Raw genomic sequence first — 16,878 nt, forward strand, 5'->3', positions numbered from 1 at the left:
CACGTGCCGCCGCTCCAGCTCCCTTTACTCCAGAGCGAGTTGGAATGAAGTGCAATCAAGGCGCCAATTCGGACAGAAGACTCAGATGCGACGCAGGCGGAAAACTGCCGCATTGAGGTCGCCACGCAAGTCGGTACGCAGTCCGTGATGCAGCAATACGGCACCTCGATGTACTTCGCCCGTTTCGAGGCATTCGTACGACGCTGTCGGGTCGAGGGCGCGCAGCCGCAGCGCCGGTACGGGCTCGCCGTACCCCTGCGCCTGGAGCCAGGCCAGGACGACCGTCTCGTCGCCGCGCGTGTACTGCACCGCGCTCAGCCCGCCCGTCGGCGGCCGCAGCCGGTAGAGGTCGCCGTGCTGGACGAGCGGCCGGATCTCCTTGTAGAGGCTCACCCACTCGCGGGCCTCGGCGAGCTCGTCCTCGGTCCACTCGGTGAGGTCCCCGCCGACCCCGAGCACTCCGGCCATGGCGCTCACGAACCGGAAGCGCAGCGAGCTGACCCGGCCGTTGAGCTGGGTGTTGGGGCTGTCGGTGACCCAGGCGGCCATCACCCGCGCGGGGTGGATCTGGCTGAAGCCGTGCTGGATGGCGAGCCGGTCGAGCGGGTCGGTGTTGTCGGAGGTCCACACCTGGTCCGTACGGCTCAGGACCCCGAGGTCGATACGTCCGCCGCCGCCCGAGCAGGACTCGAAGGCGACACCCGGGTGGGCCGCCCGCAGCCGGTCCAGCAGGGTGTACAGGCCGCGGACATGGTCGACCCAGAGTCGCTGGGGGTAGGAGTCGGCGGGCCAACCGGCGTCGGTGAAGCAGCGGTTGAAGTCCCACTTGACGTAGTCGATCGGAGCGCTCGCGAGGAGCGCGTCGAGCTGCTCCCAGAGGTACTCCTGGACGTCCTCGCGGGCCAGGTTGAGCACGAGCTGATTGCGGAACTCCGTCCGCTTTCGTCCCGGTTGGAACTGGACCCAGTCGGGGTGTGCGCGGTACAGGTCGCTGTCCGGGTTGACCATCTCGGGCTCGACCCAGATGCCGAACTGCATGCCGAGCGCGTGCACGTAGTCCGCGAGTGGCCCCAGGCCCTTGGGAAAGCGGTCCGGATTGGGGGTCCAGTCGCCGAGCCCTGCGCGGTCGCTGACGCGCTTGCCGAACCAGCCGTCGTCGACGACGAACAGCTCGACGCCGATCGCCGCGGCCCGTCGGGCCAGGGCGCCCTGCTGCTCCTCGGAGATGTCGAACTCCGTGGCCTCCCAGGAGTTGAACAGCACCGGACGGTCCTGCTCCGCGCCCGGAACGACATACGCGCGCTGGTACGCGTGCCAGGCCCGGCTCGCCCCGCCGAAGCCGCCGTCGCTCCACAGGCCGGCGAAGACGGGGGTGGTGTACGACTCCCCCGCCTCCAGCCGCAGCAGCCCGGAGTCGTCGTAGCCGGCGCCGCCGGTGATCTGCACGCGCGCGTCGGGGAGTTGCGCCACCGAGAGCCGCCAGGAGCCGGACCAGCCGAGCGCACAGCCGTAGACCTCGCCGCGCTCCTCGGTGGCGTCGGTGTCGAGGGCGACCCAGGGCAGGTGCTGGTGACCGGTATGGCCGCGGCGGCTGCCGATGATCTTCTCACCGTAGGTGAGAGGGGACCGGGTGAGCAGCGACTCGGCGGCCCAGCGGCCGTGCAGCTGGGACAGCCGCCAGTCCTCGCGGTCGGGCAGGGTCCAGGTGGCGGCGTCGGCGCGCAGGAGCTCCAGGGCGGGGCCCTGGTTGTCGAGGGTCACCCATCGTTCGACGACGTCGCCGCGCATCCGGTAGTGCAGCGTGACGGCCAGTCCGCCGTCACGGAAGCGCAGCCGCAGGTCGTCGCCGTCCGTCTCGTACGCCTCGAAGCGCCACTCGGTGCCGCGCCGCTCCTCGGTGCGCACGGACAGGGCGGGGCGCACGAAGCGGGGGCCGCCCTCGACGGGGTACTCCTCGCGGCCGTCGAGCTGGGACTCGAAGGGCCGGTAGACGGGCAGCGGGCGGACGGCGAGGGCCTCGGCGTCGGCGAGCGCGATCCGCGGGCCCCAGTGCAGGTGCAGCAGCTCGTCGCCCTCGGTGAGGTGGACGGCGTAGCTGCTGGTCGCCCCGGAAAGAACCCAGGTGCGGCCGTGGTCGGAGATCTCCAGCATCAAGCCCTCACAGATCCGAACAGTCGTGATCAATCCCCAACATCATCAAGGGCGGTGGGGGCCGTCTGCAACGCCTGTGGACAACTCATTGCCCAAGGAACCTATGTCGTATCGTCGGAGAAGTGCCCGTCGTCGAGCCGCGCCGACGGGGCGACCGGGAGGAGCCCTTGTGACGCAGCAGATCCCGTCGACCGAGCCGGAGCTGTCGGGAGTCCGCAACTTCCGTGATGTGGGCGGGCTGCCGACGGTGGACGGACGGCGGGTGCGGCACGGCGTTCTGTTCCGCAGCGGCCACCTCGCGCACGCGACCGAGGAGGACGCCGGCTTCCTCGCCTCCCTGGGGCTGCACACGATCTTCGACTTCCGCAACGCGGCCGATCAGAAGCTGGAGGGCCCGGACGTCGAGCTGCCGGGCGTCCGCAATGTGAACCTGCCGCTGTCCGACCCGGCCGACGGCGCCGAGTTCTGGAAGATGGTCCGGGACGGCGAGATCGACCAGCTGCGCGAGATCCTCGGTGACGGCAAGGGCGCGGGCCGCATGGTCGCCTCGTACCGGACGATCATCAAGAAGCGCACCGACGAGCACGCGCGCGTACTGCGCTCGCTCGCCGAGGACAGCGTGCCCGCCCTGATGCACTGTGCGGCCGGCAAGGACCGCGCGGGCCTGTCCATAGCCGTGACGCTCCTCGCCCTCGGCGTCGAGCGCGAGGCGATCGTCGCCGACTACCTGGAGTCGAACGCCAGGCACCGCCGCTACAGGATCCGCCGCAGCGGATCCTCCGCCGCGGGCTACTCCCCCGAGGTCATGGAACTGCTCAACCCCCTCTTCGAGGCGCGCGCCGAGTATCTGGAGGCGGCCTTCGAGACCATCGGGGAGACGTGGGGCAGCGTGAACACGTACCTGGAGCAGGGGCTGGGGGTCACGCCGGAGGTGCGGGAGCGGCTGCGGGGGCGGCTCCTCGACTGAGGCGCCCGGGCTGCTCCGTTCGAGGCGGCGGGCTACTTCGCGCCCACCGCGAACAGCAGATAGACGAAGGCCGCGAAGAGATGCCCCACGGCGATGTAGATGATCAGGCGGACCCACAGGGCGCGGGGGAACTTCTCCTCCATGTCGCTGTTGCTCATGGTGTGTCTCCAGTGGTGGGGCCCAGGCACAGGGTGGCCGTGGGGCTCTGCAGCAGGGTGTGTACGAAGAGCAGCTCGACCCCGTCGGCGTCCTGCGCGGCGATGCGGTGCGGGGTGAGCGAGTCGAAGTGCGCGCTGTCGCCGGGGGCGAGCCGGTGCGTGGTGTCGCCGAGACGCAGCCGCAGCCGCCCCTTGAGGACGTACAGCCACTCCTCGCCGGGGTGCACACGCACGATGTCGCCCTGCGAGCCGTGCGGTACATGGACACGCAGGGCCTGCATCCCGCGGCCGGGCGCGCCGGCCTGGAAGTAGGTCCAGCCGCCCGCGGCCGTCGGTTCCATGTCGGCGGAGCGTACGACCGCGTCCCGGTCGGCGACCGTCTCGCCGAGCAGCTCGGAGACCGTCGTACCGTAGATACGCGCGAGGGCGAGCAGCATCGGCAGCGAGGGCTGGCGGTGCCCGGTCTCCAGCCGGGAGAGGTGGGCCGGCGACAGCCCGGCGGCGCGGGCCGCCGCCTCCAGGGTGAGGGAGGCCCGGCGGCGCAGGGCGCGCAGCTGGGGTGCGACGAGTGGCAGGTCCGGTCCGTCGAGCGGCTCGGACTCTGCTTCCGGAGAGCTCATGCTCTCCATTCAGCCGGAGCCTTGCCTCTGCGGCAAATTTCTTGCCTCAGAGGCAAAATCCCACGGTCCGACACCTCTACCGGTTGGCGACCGCCTGCTTCACCAGCGTCTTGCTGAAGTCCCACATCAGCCCGCCACCACTGTGCGCATCGTCCATGACGGCCGTGAAGGCGTCCACGAACCGGTCCACCTCCTGCTCGCCGACGATCAGCGGCGGGATCAGCTTGATCACCTCCAGGTGGTCCCCGGAGACCTGGGTGAGGATCCGGTGGCGCTGCAGCAGCGGTACGACGACCATCTGCGCGAACAGGCCCTTGCGCGCGGCCTGCAGCATGGTCCAACGGCTGCGCAGCTTCAGAGACTTGGGCCTGCCGAACTCGATGCCGATCATCAGGCCCCGGCCGCGGACGTCGGCGAGCAGCTCGTACTTGTCGATGAGCGCGGCGAGCCGCGACTTCAACTGCTCCCCGGTGGCGCGGGCGCCCGCGACGACCTGCTCGTTCTCCATGACGGAGAGGACCGCCAACCCTGCCGCCATCGCCTGGGCGTTGGACCCGAAGCTCGCCGAGTGCACGAGCACGCGGTCCATGGACGAGTAGACCTTCTTGAAGATCCAGTCCTTGCCGAGGGTCGCGCCGACCGGCACATAGCCACCGGACAGCGCCTTGGCCACGCACACCAGGTCCGGCTCGACGCCGTCCTCGTGCTGGTAGGCGTAGAAGTCCCCGGTCCTGCCAAGGCCCGTCTGCACCTCGTCGGCGATGAGCAGCGCCTTGTGTCTGTGCAGCAGTTCCTGGGCTGCCCGAAGATAGCCGGGCGGGGCCTCGTGGACGCCCTTGCCCTGGATCGGCTCGACGATCAGGGCGGCCACATCGCCCTTCTTCAACTCCCGTGCCAGGGCGTCGAGATCACCGAGCGGGACGGCGGTGTCGGGCAGCAGCGGGCCGAAGCCGTCCCGGAAGCCGTCCTCGCCGTTGACCGACAGGGAACCGGTGGTCAGCCCGTGGAAGGCGTGGTCGCAGTACAGGACGCGCGGCTTCCCGGTGGCGAACCGGGCGAACTTCAGCGCCGTCTCCACCGCCTCCGTACCGCTGTTGCCGAAGAACACACGGTCCAGGTGCGGGCTGTACGTGAGCAGCTTCTCGGCCAGCAGTCCGGGCAGCGGCTGGCAGTCGAAGCGGGTGAGGTCGGCGAGCTGGGCGTCGAGGACGTCGTGCAGCGCCTTGCGGACGACGGGGTGGTGGCGGCCCAGGCCCATCACTCCGAACCCGGCGAGCATGTCCAGGTAGTCGTTGCCGTCCGCGTCCCAGAAGTGGGCGCCCTCGGCGCGCTCGTAGACCTTGTCGAAGCCGATGGTGTGGAGCATGCGCGGGAGTTGGTGGTTCAGGTACTTCCCGTGCAGCTCGTACCGTTCGGCTCCGCGCTCGGCCAGGAGCGCACCGAGGTCGAACTCCTTGGTCATTCGGCGTTCTCCTTGACTGGGCCGTCCTTGTGTCCCTTGACGGCCAGGGTGTCCTCGGCCTCCTTGACGGCCAGGCTGGCGCTGATCCGCCCGGCCACCTCGACCGGCGTGAGACCGATGTCGGCGAGCACCTCACCGCGCTTGGCGTGCGCGAGGAACTGCTCCGGAATACCGAACCGCCGTACGGGGACGTCGACTTCGGCGTCTGAGAGTGCCAGCGCGACCGCCGCGCCGACTCCGGACGCCCGGCTGTTGTCCTCCACGACGGCCACCAGACGGTGTTCGGCGGCGAGGCCGGGCAGCGCCGGGTCGACCGGCTTGACCCAGCGAGGGTCGACGACCGTGCACGAGATCCCGCGGGCCTCCAGCAGCTCGGCGGCCTGGAGACAGACGGGAGCCATCACGCCGACCGCGACGAGCAGCACCTCGGGCGTGTCCGGGCCGCGGTGCAGGACGTCGAGGCCGCCCACCCGGTCGATCGCCGGGATCTCGGGCCCGACCGACTCCTTCGGGAAGCGGACCAGCGTCGGCGCGTCGTCGACGGCGACGGCCTCGCGCAACTGGGCCCGCAGCTGGTCGGCGTCACGCGGGGCGGCGATCCTGAGCCCCGGCACGACCTGGAGGATCGACATGTCCCACATGCCGTTGTGGGAGGGCCCGTCGACGCCCGTGACGCCGGCCCGGTCCAGGACGAACGTCACCCCGCAGCGGTGCAGTGCCACATCCATCAGCAGCTGGTCGAAGGCACGATTGAGGAAGGTGGCGTAGACGGCGACGACGGGATGGAGGCCGCCGGTCGCCAGCCCGGCCGCGCTCACCGCCGCATGCTGCTCGGCGATGCCCACGTCCCACACCCGATCGGGGAAGCGGGCGGCGAACTTCCCGAGCCCCACCGGGTGCAGCATGGCCGCCGTGATCGCCACGACGTCCTCCCGCTCCTCCCCGATCGCGAGGATCTCGTCGCCGAACACCGAGGTCCAGGAAGGCCCGTTGGAGGGTGCGAGGGGCTCGCAGGTGAGCGGGTCCATCACACCGACGGTGTGGAAGTGGTCCTCCTCATGGGCCAGGGCCGGCTCGTAACCACGCCCCTTCTCCGTCAGACAGTGGACAAGTACCGGCCCGTGGAAACGTTTCGCGCGCCGGAGCGCCGACTCGACGGCCCCGATGTCATGTCCGTCGATCGGGCCGACGTACTTCAGACCCAGGTCCTCGAACATGCCCTGCGGGGCGAACGCGTCCTTGAAACCCTTCTTTGCGCCGTGCAGGGACTCGTAGAGGGTGTTGCCGACGACGGGGGTACGCAGCAGCACGTCCTTGCCCCAGGCGAGGACCTTCTCGTAGCTGTCGGTGGTGCGCAGGGTGGCCAGGTGGTTCGCCAGCCCTCCGATGGTCGGCGCGTACGAGCGCTCGTTGTCGTTGACGACGATGATCAGTGGCCGGTCCTTGGCGGCCGCGATGTTGTTCAGCGCCTCCCATGCCATGCCGCCGGTGAGGGCGCCGTCGCCGATGACCGCGACGACGTGCCCCTTCTCGCCCTGCACCTGACGGGCCTTGGCGAGACCGTCGGCCCAGCCGAGCGCCGTGGAGGCGTGGCTGTTCTCGACGATGTCGTGCTCGGACTCCTCACGCGACGGGTAGCCGGACAGACCGCCCTTGCCGCGCAGCTTCGAGAAGTCCTTACGGCCGGTCAGGATCTTGTGTACGTAGCTCTGATGGCCGGTGTCCCACACGATGCGGTCGACCGGCGACTCGAAGACCCGGTGGAGCGCGATGGAGAGTTCCACCACGCCCAGGTTGGGCCCGAGGTGTCCGCCGGTCCTGGCGACCGCGTGCACCAGGAACTCCCTGATCTCTTCGGACAGTTCACCGAGTTCTGCCTCGGACAGCGCCTTAAGGTCGCGTGGTCCCCGGATGTTCTCCAGAATGGTCACGCTCGGGCCCCCTTCGGTCCGTGCTGTTCAACTCACGGTGACGGCGGGCTCCCCCGACGCGACGCCGTCCTGTTCCATCTGTTCGGCGATCTTCATCGCCTCCTCGATGAGGGTCTCCACGATCTTCGACTCGGGCACGGTCTTGATGACCTCGCCCTTGACGAAGATCTGTCCCTTGCCGTTGCCGGAGGCGACCCCCAGGTCAGCCTCCCGCGCCTCGCCCGGGCCGTTGACCACACAGCCCATCACGGCCACCCGCAAGGGGACTTCCATGCCCTCCAGGCCCGCCGTGACCTCGTCGGCCAGTTTGTAGACGTCGACCTGGGCCCGTCCACAGGAGGGACAGGAGACGATCTCCAGGCGCCGCTGCCTGAGGTTCAGCGACTCCAGGATCTGGATGCCGACCTTGACCTCCTCGGCGGGAGGCGCACTGAGGGACACCCTGATCGTGTCGCCGATCCCCTGCGACAGCAGCGCCCCGAAGGCGACCGCCGACTTGATCGTGCCCTGGAAGGCCGGGCCGGCCTCGGTCACCCCGAGATGCAGCGGGTAGTCGCACTCCGCCGCGAGCTGCTTGTACGCCTCGATCATCACGACCGGGTCGTTGTGCTTGACCGAGATCTTGATGTCCCGGAAGTCGTGCTCCTCGAAGAGCGAGGCCTCCCACAGGGCGCTCTCGACGAGCGCCTCCGGAGTCGCCCTGCCGTACTTCTGCAGCAGCCGCTTGTCGAGCGAACCCGCGTTGACGCCGATCCGGATCGGTGTGCCGTGGTCCTTGGCGGCCCGCGCGATCTGCTTCACCTGGTCGTCGAACTTCTTGATGTTGCCGGGATTCACACGGACCGCGGCGCACCCGGCCTCGATCGCCGCGAACACGTACTTCGGCTGGAAGTGGATGTCCGCGATCACCGGGATCTGCGACTTGCGGGCGATGGTGGCCAACGCGTCCGCGTCGTCCTGCGTGGGGCAGGCGACGCGGACGATCTGGCAGCCGGACGCGGTGAGTTCGGCGATCTGCTGGAGGGTGGCGCCGATGTCCGACGTACGGGTCGTCGTCATCGACTGCACCGACACCGGTGCCCCGCCCCCGACCGCCACCGGCCCGACATGGATCTGCCGCGACACGCGCCGTTCGGCGATCGGCCGGGCCGGTACCTCGGGGACACCCAAGGAGATGGCGGTCATGGCCCTACTCCCGGTTTCCCGCGACCGTCTCGCGCATCGCCCGCAGCGACTCCTTGAGGGAGCCCATGGTGGCGAGGACGGCGGTGGGCTCGTAGCCGCAGTGCGCCATGCAGTTGGCGCAGCGCGGATCCTTGCCGCGGCCGTACTTGTCCCAGTCGGTGTCCTCGATGAGTTCGCGGTACGTCGGCACGTACCCGTCACTCATCAGGTAGCAGGGGCGCTGCCAGCCGAAGAGCGAGTAGTTCGGGATGGCCCAGGCGGTGCACGGGAAGTCGACCTTGCCCTCCAGGAAGTCCAGGAAGAGCGGGGAGTGGTTGAGCCGCCACTTGCGGCGGTTGCCACCCGCGAAGGCCTTCTTGAACAGCTCGCGGGTCTGCTCCACGCCCAGGAAGTGCTCCTGGTCGGGGGCCTTCTCGTAGGCGTAGGCGGGCGAGATCATCATCTCGTCGACCTTGAGGTCGTCGTTGAGGAAGTTGAGCACCTCGATGATGGTCTGCGGGGTGTCGGTGTTGAAGAAGGTCGAGTTGGTGGTGACCCGGAAGCCGCGCCGCTTGGCCTCCTTGATCGCCTCGACGGCCTCGTCGAACACGCCCTCCTTCGCCACCGACTCGTCGTGCCGCTCACGCAGCCCGTCGATGTGCACGGCGAAAGCGAAGTAGGGAGAGGGCTTGAACTTGTCCATCTTCTTGCGCAGCAGCATGCCGTTGGTGCAGAGGAAGACGTACTTCTTCTTCGCCACCAACTGCCGCACGATCTCGTCGATCTGAGGGTGCATCAGCGGCTCACCGCCGGCGATGGACACCATCGGCGCACCGGACTCCAGCACCGCCCCGACGGCCTGCGCGACCGGCATGCGCTGCTTGAGCACGCCCGCCGGATGCTGGATCTTGCCACAGCCCTCGCACTTCAGGTTGCACGCGAAGAGAGGTTCCAGCTCCACGATGATCGGGAACTTGTCCCGCTTGCGGAGCTTCTGTTCGGCCAAGTAAGTAGCGACCTTGATGGACTGACGCAGCGGCATGGCCATCTGGCTCACCTCCTGGGGAGCAGCAAAGAACGGTGCCATTCGAAGAAAGCCGGAAGTACGGAACGAAGGACGCGGAAGGCTGATATTCCACCGCGCACCGTGCTGATCCGGACGAGTTCATGTTCAGGAGCGTCCACGACCACCCGTACGGCCGCAACGGGGCGCTCACCGGTGCGCACGGCGCTCAGGAGCGTCGCAGCTGATTCCATGTCGACCGCGATTGCGCCGGTCGCGAGCAGATCCGACCGTTCCTGACCGCGTACGACGTGATCGGAGCCGGTGAGGGGGCCGGTGTGGACGGTGCGGCCGGGCACGGCCCGCACGAGTTCCTTGACGAGCAGTTCAGTGCCTACGCACGGGACGGTCCCGCGCGGGTCCCTGGTCTCCTCGGCGACGACGAGGTCGCCGGGGTGCATCCCGGGGGCGAGTCCGGCGCAGAAGCCGGTGGCCAGGACGGCGGCATCCGCGAGTTCCGGCCGGGCCAGCATCCGGGCGGTCGACACATCGGCCGCCTCGGGTCCCATGCCCGTCCGCACAACGGTGACCGGCCCGCCCGCGCCGCCGCGGTCGCTCGTGCGCAGGGCGAAGCTCTCGATGCCGAGCGCGCAGGCGATCAGCAGCGGGGCCGGAGCGGGCTGGGTGTTCATCAGCCCCCCTTGACCTCGGCGAAGGGCTCGCCGTTGACGTACCGGCCGAGCGCGGTCAGCGGGAAGACCTGCCGGTAGAGGTGGTAGTTGATGGAGAAGTCCCAGGGGAAGCCGGTCCCGGTGAAGTACGGCTCGTCCCACGAGCCGTCCTCGCGCTGGGTGGCCGCGAGCCACTCGACCCCGCGTTCGACGGCCTTGGAGTCCTTCTCCCCGGCCGCCAACAGGGCCATCAGCGCCCAGGCGGTCTGCGAGGCGGTGGACGCGCCCTTGCCGCTCCACTCCTTCGCGCGCTGGTAGGAGCGCAGGTCCTCGCCCCAGCCGCCGTCGTCGTTCTGCACCGATTCCAGCCAGGCCACGGCCCGCCGAATCGCCGGATGCGAGCCGGGGAATCCGGCGGCGACGAGGGCCGGTACGACGGACCCGGTGCCGTAGACGTAGTTGACGCCCCAGCGCCCGAACCACGAGCCGTCCGGCTCCTGTTCGGCGAGCAGCCACTCGATGCCGCGCCGGGTGCGCGGGTCGTGCGAGAGCCCCTCGACCGCGAGCATCTCCACCACGTGCGCCGTCACATCCGCCGACGGCGGGTCGATGACCTCGCCGAAGTCGCAGAACGGCAGCCGGTTGGGGAACGCGCTGGTGTTGTCGACGTCGAAGGCACCCCATCCGCCGTTCTTCGACTGCATACCGAGGTTCCAGCGCACCCCGCGTCCGATCGCCCTCTCCACCCGCTCGGGGTCGTGGTGCCGGACGCGACGCAGAGCGAGGACGACCTCGGCGGTGTCGTCGATGTCGGGGTAGTTGTCGTTGTGGAACTCGAACGCCCAGCCTCCGGGCGGGAGTTGGGGTCGCTTGACCGCCCAGTCACCGGGCCGCACGATCTCCTCGCCGAGCATCCAGTCGGCCGCCTTGACCACTTGCGGGTGGTCGGCGGGCACGCCCGCGTCGACGAGCGCGATGGTCGCGAGGCAGGTGTCCCACACCGGCGACTGACAGGCCTCGATCATCCGCGCCCCGTCCTCGCGCCACACGGCGAAACGGTCCAGCGAGGCCAACCCCTCGCGCATCACCGGGTGTTCGAGGTCGTAGCCCAGCAGATACAGCGCGATCACCGAGTACACGGCCGGCGGCTGGATGCCGCCCCAGCAGCCGTCGTTCTCCTGCCGCTCGATGATCCAGCGGGCGGCGGAGTTCATGGCCGCCTTGCGCAGTCTGCGCGGTACGACCTTGCGCACCTGGTGCAGCGCCTTGTCCAGCCGCTGGAAGACGCCGTCCCAACTCGCCGCCGGAGCAAGGGGCTTGGGCGGGTTCGGACGGTTCGGATCGGTGTGCAGCTCGTCGAGCGGGAAGGGCGCAGGCCGCACCGGGCGCTTCGCGGAGACGACCGTCAGCGGCACGATCGTCTGCCGGGCCCAGCACCCGAAGTCGTAGATGTTGAGGGGCATCCACTGGGGGAAGTAGATGAGCTCCGGCGGAAGTTCGGGCAGGTCCTCCCACTTCCACCAGCCGAACAGCGCGAGCCAGATCCGGGTGAAGACACGGGCCGCGGCGATACCGCCCTGCTCACGGACCCAGGCGGCCGCCTTCGCCATATGGGGGTCGTCGGGCTCGTCGCCGGCCAGGCGCAGGGCGACGTACGCCTCGATGGTGGTGGAGAGTTCGCCCGGTCCGCCGTAGAACGTGGCCCAGGTGCCGTCCTCGCGCTGCTCGCCGCGGATGAACAGGGCGGCGGCGTCCGCGGTGGACTCGTCGAGGATGCCCAGGAACTGCCGTAGGAGGAGATCCTCGGCGTCCATGGTCACATTGGTCTCGAGGTCGCCCTTCCACCAGCCCTCGGCGTCCTGCCGGGACAGCAGGAAGTCGGTGGAGCGTTGTACCGCCCGTACGGCGACGTCGTGCACCCCCGCCGCCACGGGGCTCGTGCTGTCGGTTTCGCTGGCCGCGGCAGCTCGAGGCGGCAGGGCCGCCCCGGTGCTTCCGTCGGTCGTCGCTGTCATGGCTTCCCCTTCGTGCAGTCGTTCACATCGTGCTGCTGTGGGTCCGCCGTCGGCCGGTGCTCGTGTTCCCGCGACACCGGCCGGCGACTACGCGAGGGCTATTCGACCGATAGTGATCATCTCTTTCGTACGACGACGAAGTCGGCGAGCGCCGCGAACCGGTCCCGCACCCGGTCGGGCATGTCGATGGCGTCCAGGGCTTCGATGGCGACGGTGTGCTGACGACGCGCCTCTTCGGTGGTCCATTCGCGGCCGCCGGCCTTCTCGATGAGGGCTGCGCGGGCCGCGAACTCCTCCTCGGAGAAGTTCTCGAAGTCGCTGCTCTTGGCGTCGGCGGCGAGGAGCTCGCCGAGCCGCTCGGAGGCGGCGCCGCCGGCCGCGAGCGCGGCCACGACCGGCAGGGACTTCTTGCGCTGGCGCAGGTCGCTCCAGGTCTGCTTGCCGGTGGAGACCGGGTCACCCCAGATGCCGAGCAGGTCGTCGACGGCCTGGAAGGCGAGGCCCAGGTGGTAGCCGTACTTCTCCAGGGTGTCGGCGGTGCGGTCGTCGGCGCCGCCGAGCACGGCGCCGATGGAGCTGGCGCAGGCGAGCAGGGCGCCGGTCTTGTTGCCCTCCATCTCCAGGCACTCCTCGACGCTGACGCGGTCGCGGTGCTCGTAGGAGATGTCCTGGGCCTGGCCGTCGATGAGGGCGCGGGTGGCGGTGGTGAGGCGTCGGGTGGCGCGGCCGGCCTCGACCGTGCCGAGCTCCAGCAGGACCTCGTTGGCGAGGGCGAAGAGGGCGTCGCCGACGAGGATCGCCTGGGCGGGGCCGTGCACCTTCCAGACGGTGTCACGGTGGCGGCGCTGTTCGTCGCCGTCCATCAGGTCGTCGTGCAGGAGGGAGAAGTTGTGGACGAGTTCGACGGCCACGGCACCCGGGATGCCGACCTCGGGTGCGGCGCCGGTGACCTCGGCGGAGAGCACGGCGAGGGCGGGGCGTACGGCCTTGCCGCCGTCGCCGTCGGCGGGGTTGCCGTCGGCGTCGATCCAGCCGAAGTGGTAGGCGGAAACGGTGTCCATGGGAGGGGCCAGGCGGTCGATGGCCGCCCGCAGTACCGGTGTGGCAAGGGTCCGGCCGCGCTCCAGGAGCGCGGTCACGTCCACCGCGGTCCTCTCAGCGGCCGCCTCGGCCGGGGGCACAGTGGGCACAGTTTCTCCTTTTTCTGCGGTACCGGGGGTGCGGGGACCTGCCGCATGCTGATCGAGCATCACGCCGCCTCCTCGAACTCGAAGAGATGACTCGGGCGGGGCCGGCCCAGGGCGGCGAGGGCGGCGTCCGCCGCACTCACACCACTGCGGACCGCACTCTCCATGGTCGCGGGCCACCCTGTGGCGGTCCACGCTCCGGCCAGGTAGAGGCCGGGGGCCTTGGTACGGGCGCCGGGCCGCAGCCGTCCGACGCCGGGGGTGGGGGCGAACGTCGCCGTGCGCTCCCTGGTCACGAAGAAGTCCTTCACCTCGGCACCGCGCGTACCGGGCAGCAGCCGCTCCAGCTCGGGCAGATAGCGCTCGCGCAGCGCCGCGACGGGCTCGTCGATCTCGTCCCGAGCCGCCGACTGGGACAGCGCGAGGTACTGGCCCTCGCGCAGGCCGGAGGCGTCGGTGCGGTCGAAGACCCACTGGACCGGGGTGCCGAGGGCCGCGAAGAACGGCCGGTTCAGCACCTTCCGGTCGTAGACGACATGCACGTTGAGGATCGGCTCGGTACCGATCTCCAGAAGATTTTCGGGGGCGTCGAGAGCGCCCTGAGGCAGCAGGTCATGGGCCTCGCGCTGGGGTACGGCGAGGACCACCGCGTCCGCCTCCAGCCGCTCCCCGGGAACCTGAACGCTCCAAAGCCCGTTCTCGTCAGTAGAGAGGGAGGTGACGCGTGTACGGACCTCGGTACGGACGCCCGCGGAGTCGAGCGCCTTGCGGGCGAGCCGGTCATGCAGTTCACCCAGCGGGACGCGCGCCCATCCGATGTCGGCCGCGCCCGGGTCGGACAGCAGACCGGTCTTGAACACCATCGCGGCGAGCCCCAGCGAGGCGTCGCCCGCGACCGCGTTGAGGGTGGCGACCCCGACCAGGTCCCACAGGGCTTCGACGGCACGCGCCGACTGACCGTGCGCGGTCAGCCAGCTGCCGAAGTCCTGGGCGTCCAGGTTCGGATCGGCGAGGTCGAGCCCCTTGAGCGCGAGCGCGGCCCGGCCCACCCTGGCCCGCTCGGCGAGCGAGAGATGCGGATACGTGGCGAGGCTGCGCCCCAGATGCAGGGGTACCGGCAGCGCGTCGCGCCGCAGCCTGCCGAGCCGCCGTCCCTCGGGCTTGTCGACGTCGAGTACGGGCACGTCGAGACGATCCTGCAGCGGCGCCAGCGCCGTTCCCTCGATACGGTCGAGGAACCAGCGGTAGGCGGTGCAGCAGCGCAGGTACACGTGCTGTCCGTTGTCGACGGTCAGTTCGCCGCGCTGGAAGGAGAAGGCCAGGCCACCCAGTCTCGGCCTGCCCTCGATCAGGGTGACGCGGACGCCCGCGTCGGCGAGCGCGAGCGCGGCGGTGATGCCGGCGAGCCCGCCGCCGATCACGACGGCGTCCCGCCCGGGTCGTCCCGGGATGCCGGCGTCCGGTCCCTCGGACTGCGTGCCGTCGCTCATGGTGCGCCCTCCCCTGCGTGACCGCCGTGCTTGAGCTGTGCACGGTCGGCCGTTGCAGTCAGGGACGCCGTCCCCGTCCGGAGGGTTGCGTGCCGCTTTTCTCCGCCGGAATCACCTTGGACCGTTTTGTCCATCAGGCGCGCCTCCTGACGGTCCTGCGCGTCACATGCCGGGTGTCCAGGCCGGACAGCCCGCGCACGGCGACGTACGCCTTCTCCCGCCCGGGCAGCGAGACCCGGCCGCGCAGCACGGCCTCCGGGTCGCGCTCGATACGGTCGAGCAGCCGGCGGTAGATGCCGGCCATGGCGGCGACACAGGCGCCGCTGCGCCGGTCGAGCATGGGAAGCAGCCGGTAGCCCTCGGCGAAAAGGGTGCGGGCCCGTCGCACTTCGAAGTGCACGAGGCCCGCGAAGTCGGAACCCTCCGGTGGGGTCGGGCCGTTGAACCCGGCCGCGCACCCGAATTTCGCGAGGTCGTCGGAGGGAAGATAGGTCCGGCCGCCCTGGGCGTCCTCGCGGACGTCTCTGAGGATGTTGGTGAGTTGCAGCGCGAGCCCGAGGGTGTCCGCGTACTCGGATGCACGCTCGGCGCCGCGCGCTCCCGGTTCCGTACCGAACACGCCGAGCGAGAGCCGTCCGATGGCGCCCGCGACACAGCGGCAGTAGACCTTCAGGTCGTCCCAGGTCTCGTAGGTCTCGCCCCGGACGTCCATCAGCACGCCGTCGATCAGCTCGTCCAGGCCGCCGAGCGGGATCGGGAAGGTCTCCGCGGCATGGGCGAGGGCGACCGCGACGGGGTCGATGTCATCCTCGGCGACGGCGCCCTCACGCACCCGGGCCAGCAACGACCTGGTGTCCTGGAGTCTCGCCGCCTTGACGTCGTCCGCCAGCGCGCCGTCGCCGATGTCGTCGACGCGTCGGGAGAACGCGTACAACGCCGACATCGCCCTGCGCTTGGGCGTCGGCAGCAGCCTGATGCCGTAGGCGAAGTTGCGCGCCTGCTGTCCGGTGACGGCCTCACAGTAGCTGTAGGCGGCGAGTACCGGTGCGGACACGTGTGGTTCGGCCTCCACGGTCCGGATCACCCCTCTCCTCGCAGAGTCACGCCCACCTCGCGCAGCAACTGCACCTTGCCGGGCTTGGGCGGGCCGGGAAGTACGTCGTATTCGGCGGCGGCGATCGCTCGGATCGCCGCCCTTCCCCCCGCCACGAACCCCGCGAGCAGCAGCTTCAACCTGCCGTGGACGCTACCCACCAGGGGGGCGCCTTCATTCAGGAGAGAGCGGGCGCGTTCTGCTTCGTATGCAACCAGTGCGCGCACCGATGCGCCCGCGGTGGGCATGGCGAGATCCGCCTGTTGAACATGAAACTGTTTCATGTCCTCGGCGGGCAGATAGATACGGTCGCGGCCGAGATCCTCGGCGACGTCCTGCAGGTGTTCGACGATCTGGAGTGCCGTGCAGATCGCGTCCGAGAGGCGGATGCGCTCGGGGGTCGAGGTGCCGGTGACGGACAGCACCAGACGGCCGACGGGGTTGGCCGAGAGTTCGCAGTAGGCGAGCAGGTCGTCGTAGGTCTCGTAGCGGCCGACCAACTGGTCCTGGCGGTTGGCGGCGATCAGACCGAGGAACGGCTCGGGGGTGAGCGAGCGGCGGCGGACCGTCGGCCGGAGGCGGCGCAGCAGGGGGTGGCGGGGCTCTCCGGAGAAGACCCGGTTCAGGTCGGCCTCGAAGGCGTCCAGGAGCAGCAGGCGGTCCTCGGCGTCCGCGGGCGACACACCGAGGAGACGGGCGTCCGCGCCGCCGGGGGCGAGGTCGCCGTCACCGATGTCGTCGACGAGGCGGGCGAATCCGTACACCGCCATGAGGTCGTCGCGCCAGGCTTTGGGCAGGAAGAAAGGTGCCACGGGGAAGTTCTCGCCCGCGGCCTTGTCGAGCGTGCCACGCCCCGGATCACCGGCGCGCGACGTGCCGGTTCCCGTCACCGTTCGCTACCCGGCGCGGGGACGGCACATGCTGCGTGGAGCTGGGGAGTTTCCGTAGCCATTGCCGTCACATCTC

The 16,878-nt window shown here is 69.9% G+C and carries 15 protein-coding genes; 1 reads left to right on the forward strand and 14 read right to left on the reverse strand.

The annotated features are described in order from the left end of the window. Positions 1–81: 81 nt before the first annotated feature. Positions 82–2,151 carry an alpha-galactosidase gene (locus ACWC09_RS19240; RefSeq protein WP_450851739.1) on the reverse strand — a complete coding sequence of 690 codons (2,070 nt, stop codon included), beginning with the start codon at positions 2,149–2,151 and terminating at the stop codon, positions 82–84. A gap of 169 nt (positions 2,152–2,320) precedes the next feature. Between ACWC09_RS19240 and ACWC09_RS19245 the strand changes: the two genes are divergently transcribed. Then, entirely contained in the window at positions 2,321–3,118 is a 798-nt protein-coding gene (locus tag ACWC09_RS19245) for a tyrosine-protein phosphatase (RefSeq protein WP_450851740.1), read from the forward strand. A gap of 32 nt (positions 3,119–3,150) precedes the next feature. Here the strand turns inward: ACWC09_RS19245 and ACWC09_RS19250 are convergent, their stop codons facing one another. The 13 genes from ACWC09_RS19250 to hpnC form a co-directional block, all read right to left on the reverse strand. Continuing rightward, on the reverse strand, positions 3,151–3,276 hold the full coding sequence (locus ACWC09_RS19250; RefSeq protein WP_450851741.1) for a DUF6126 family protein: 126 nt from the start codon (positions 3,274–3,276) through the stop codon (positions 3,151–3,153). After that, positions 3,273–3,896 (reverse strand): helix-turn-helix domain-containing protein, encoded by a 624-nt coding sequence (locus ACWC09_RS19255; RefSeq protein ID WP_450851742.1) that lies wholly within the window; start codon positions 3,894–3,896, stop codon positions 3,273–3,275. The genes ACWC09_RS19250 and ACWC09_RS19255 overlap by 4 nt, the downstream gene beginning before the upstream one ends. A 76-nt stretch (positions 3,897–3,972) precedes the next feature. After that, positions 3,973–5,358, reverse strand: coding sequence for an aspartate aminotransferase family protein (locus ACWC09_RS19260; protein WP_450851743.1), 1,386 nt, complete (start codon positions 5,356–5,358; stop codon positions 3,973–3,975). Then, entirely contained in the window at positions 5,355–7,289 is a 1,935-nt protein-coding gene (gene dxs / locus ACWC09_RS19265) for a 1-deoxy-D-xylulose-5-phosphate synthase (protein ID WP_450851744.1), read from the reverse strand. Before dxs ends, ACWC09_RS19260 begins: the two co-directional genes overlap by 4 nt. Positions 7,290–7,316: 27 nt before the next feature. Continuing rightward, positions 7,317–8,474, reverse strand: a complete 1,158-nt coding sequence (gene ispG, locus ACWC09_RS19270) for a flavodoxin-dependent (E)-4-hydroxy-3-methylbut-2-enyl-diphosphate synthase (protein ID WP_450851745.1) — start codon at positions 8,472–8,474, stop codon at positions 7,317–7,319. A 4-nt stretch (positions 8,475–8,478) separates the two neighbouring features. After that, complete coding sequence (hpnH, locus tag ACWC09_RS19275; protein ID WP_450851746.1) at positions 8,479–9,501, reverse strand: adenosyl-hopene transferase HpnH; 1,023 nt, start codon at positions 9,499–9,501, stop codon at positions 8,479–8,481. Between the two features lie 5 nt (positions 9,502–9,506). Next, positions 9,507–10,148 (reverse strand): 5'-methylthioadenosine/S-adenosylhomocysteine nucleosidase family protein, encoded by a 642-nt coding sequence (locus ACWC09_RS19280; RefSeq protein WP_450851747.1) that lies wholly within the window; start codon positions 10,146–10,148, stop codon positions 9,507–9,509. Further along, positions 10,148–12,142, reverse strand: coding sequence for a squalene--hopene cyclase (gene shc, locus ACWC09_RS19285; RefSeq protein WP_450851748.1), 1,995 nt, complete (start codon positions 12,140–12,142; stop codon positions 10,148–10,150). Before shc ends, ACWC09_RS19280 begins: the two co-directional genes overlap by 1 nt. Before the next feature lie 116 nt (positions 12,143–12,258). Continuing rightward, positions 12,259–13,323, reverse strand: a complete 1,065-nt coding sequence (locus ACWC09_RS19290) for a polyprenyl synthetase family protein (protein WP_450851831.1) — start codon at positions 13,321–13,323, stop codon at positions 12,259–12,261. Between the two features lie 68 nt (positions 13,324–13,391). Then, positions 13,392–14,819 (reverse strand): hydroxysqualene dehydroxylase HpnE, encoded by a 1,428-nt coding sequence (gene hpnE / locus ACWC09_RS19295; protein WP_450851749.1) that lies wholly within the window; start codon positions 14,817–14,819, stop codon positions 13,392–13,394. After that, positions 14,816–14,953, reverse strand: coding sequence for a DUF6380 family protein (locus tag ACWC09_RS19300; protein ID WP_450851750.1), 138 nt, complete (start codon positions 14,951–14,953; stop codon positions 14,816–14,818). The genes hpnE and ACWC09_RS19300 overlap by 4 nt, the downstream gene beginning before the upstream one ends. Further along, entirely contained in the window at positions 14,953–15,903 is a 951-nt protein-coding gene (gene hpnD, locus ACWC09_RS19305; protein WP_450851751.1) for a presqualene diphosphate synthase HpnD, read from the reverse strand. Before hpnD ends, ACWC09_RS19300 begins: the two co-directional genes overlap by 1 nt. Beyond that, positions 15,900–16,802, reverse strand: coding sequence for a squalene synthase HpnC (gene hpnC, locus ACWC09_RS19310; protein WP_450851752.1), 903 nt, complete (start codon positions 16,800–16,802; stop codon positions 15,900–15,902). Before hpnC ends, hpnD begins: the two co-directional genes overlap by 4 nt. Between the last annotated feature and the right edge of the window lie 76 nt (positions 16,803–16,878).

The organism is Streptomyces sp. NPDC001617 (assembly GCF_053596855.1).

Excerpts from the sequence above, each read along its gene's own strand:
- ACWC09_RS19250 (WP_450851741.1), bottom strand. The coding sequence starts at position 3,276 with ATGAGCAACAGCGACATGGAGGAGAAGTTCCCCCGCGCCCTGTGGGTC.
- ACWC09_RS19280 (WP_450851747.1), bottom strand. The coding sequence starts at position 10,148 with ATGAACACCCAGCCCGCTCCGGCCCCGCTGCTGATCGCCTGCGCGCTC.
- ACWC09_RS19240 (WP_450851739.1), bottom strand. The coding sequence starts at position 2,151 with ATGCTGGAGATCTCCGACCACGGCCGCACCTGGGTTCTTTCCGGGGCG.
- ispG (WP_450851745.1), bottom strand. The coding sequence starts at position 8,474 with ATGACCGCCATCTCCTTGGGTGTCCCCGAGGTACCGGCCCGGCCGATC.
- shc (WP_450851748.1), bottom strand. The coding sequence starts at position 12,142 with ATGACAGCGACGACCGACGGAAGCACCGGGGCGGCCCTGCCGCCTCGA.
- ACWC09_RS19300 (WP_450851750.1), bottom strand. The coding sequence starts at position 14,953 with ATGGACAAAACGGTCCAAGGTGATTCCGGCGGAGAAAAGCGGCACGCA.
- ACWC09_RS19255 (WP_450851742.1), bottom strand. The coding sequence starts at position 3,896 with ATGAGCTCTCCGGAAGCAGAGTCCGAGCCGCTCGACGGACCGGACCTG.
- ACWC09_RS19260 (WP_450851743.1), bottom strand. The coding sequence starts at position 5,358 with ATGACCAAGGAGTTCGACCTCGGTGCGCTCCTGGCCGAGCGCGGAGCC.
- hpnH (WP_450851746.1), bottom strand. The coding sequence starts at position 9,501 with ATGGCCATGCCGCTGCGTCAGTCCATCAAGGTCGCTACTTACTTGGCC.
- hpnE (WP_450851749.1), bottom strand. The coding sequence starts at position 14,819 with ATGAGCGACGGCACGCAGTCCGAGGGACCGGACGCCGGCATCCCGGGA.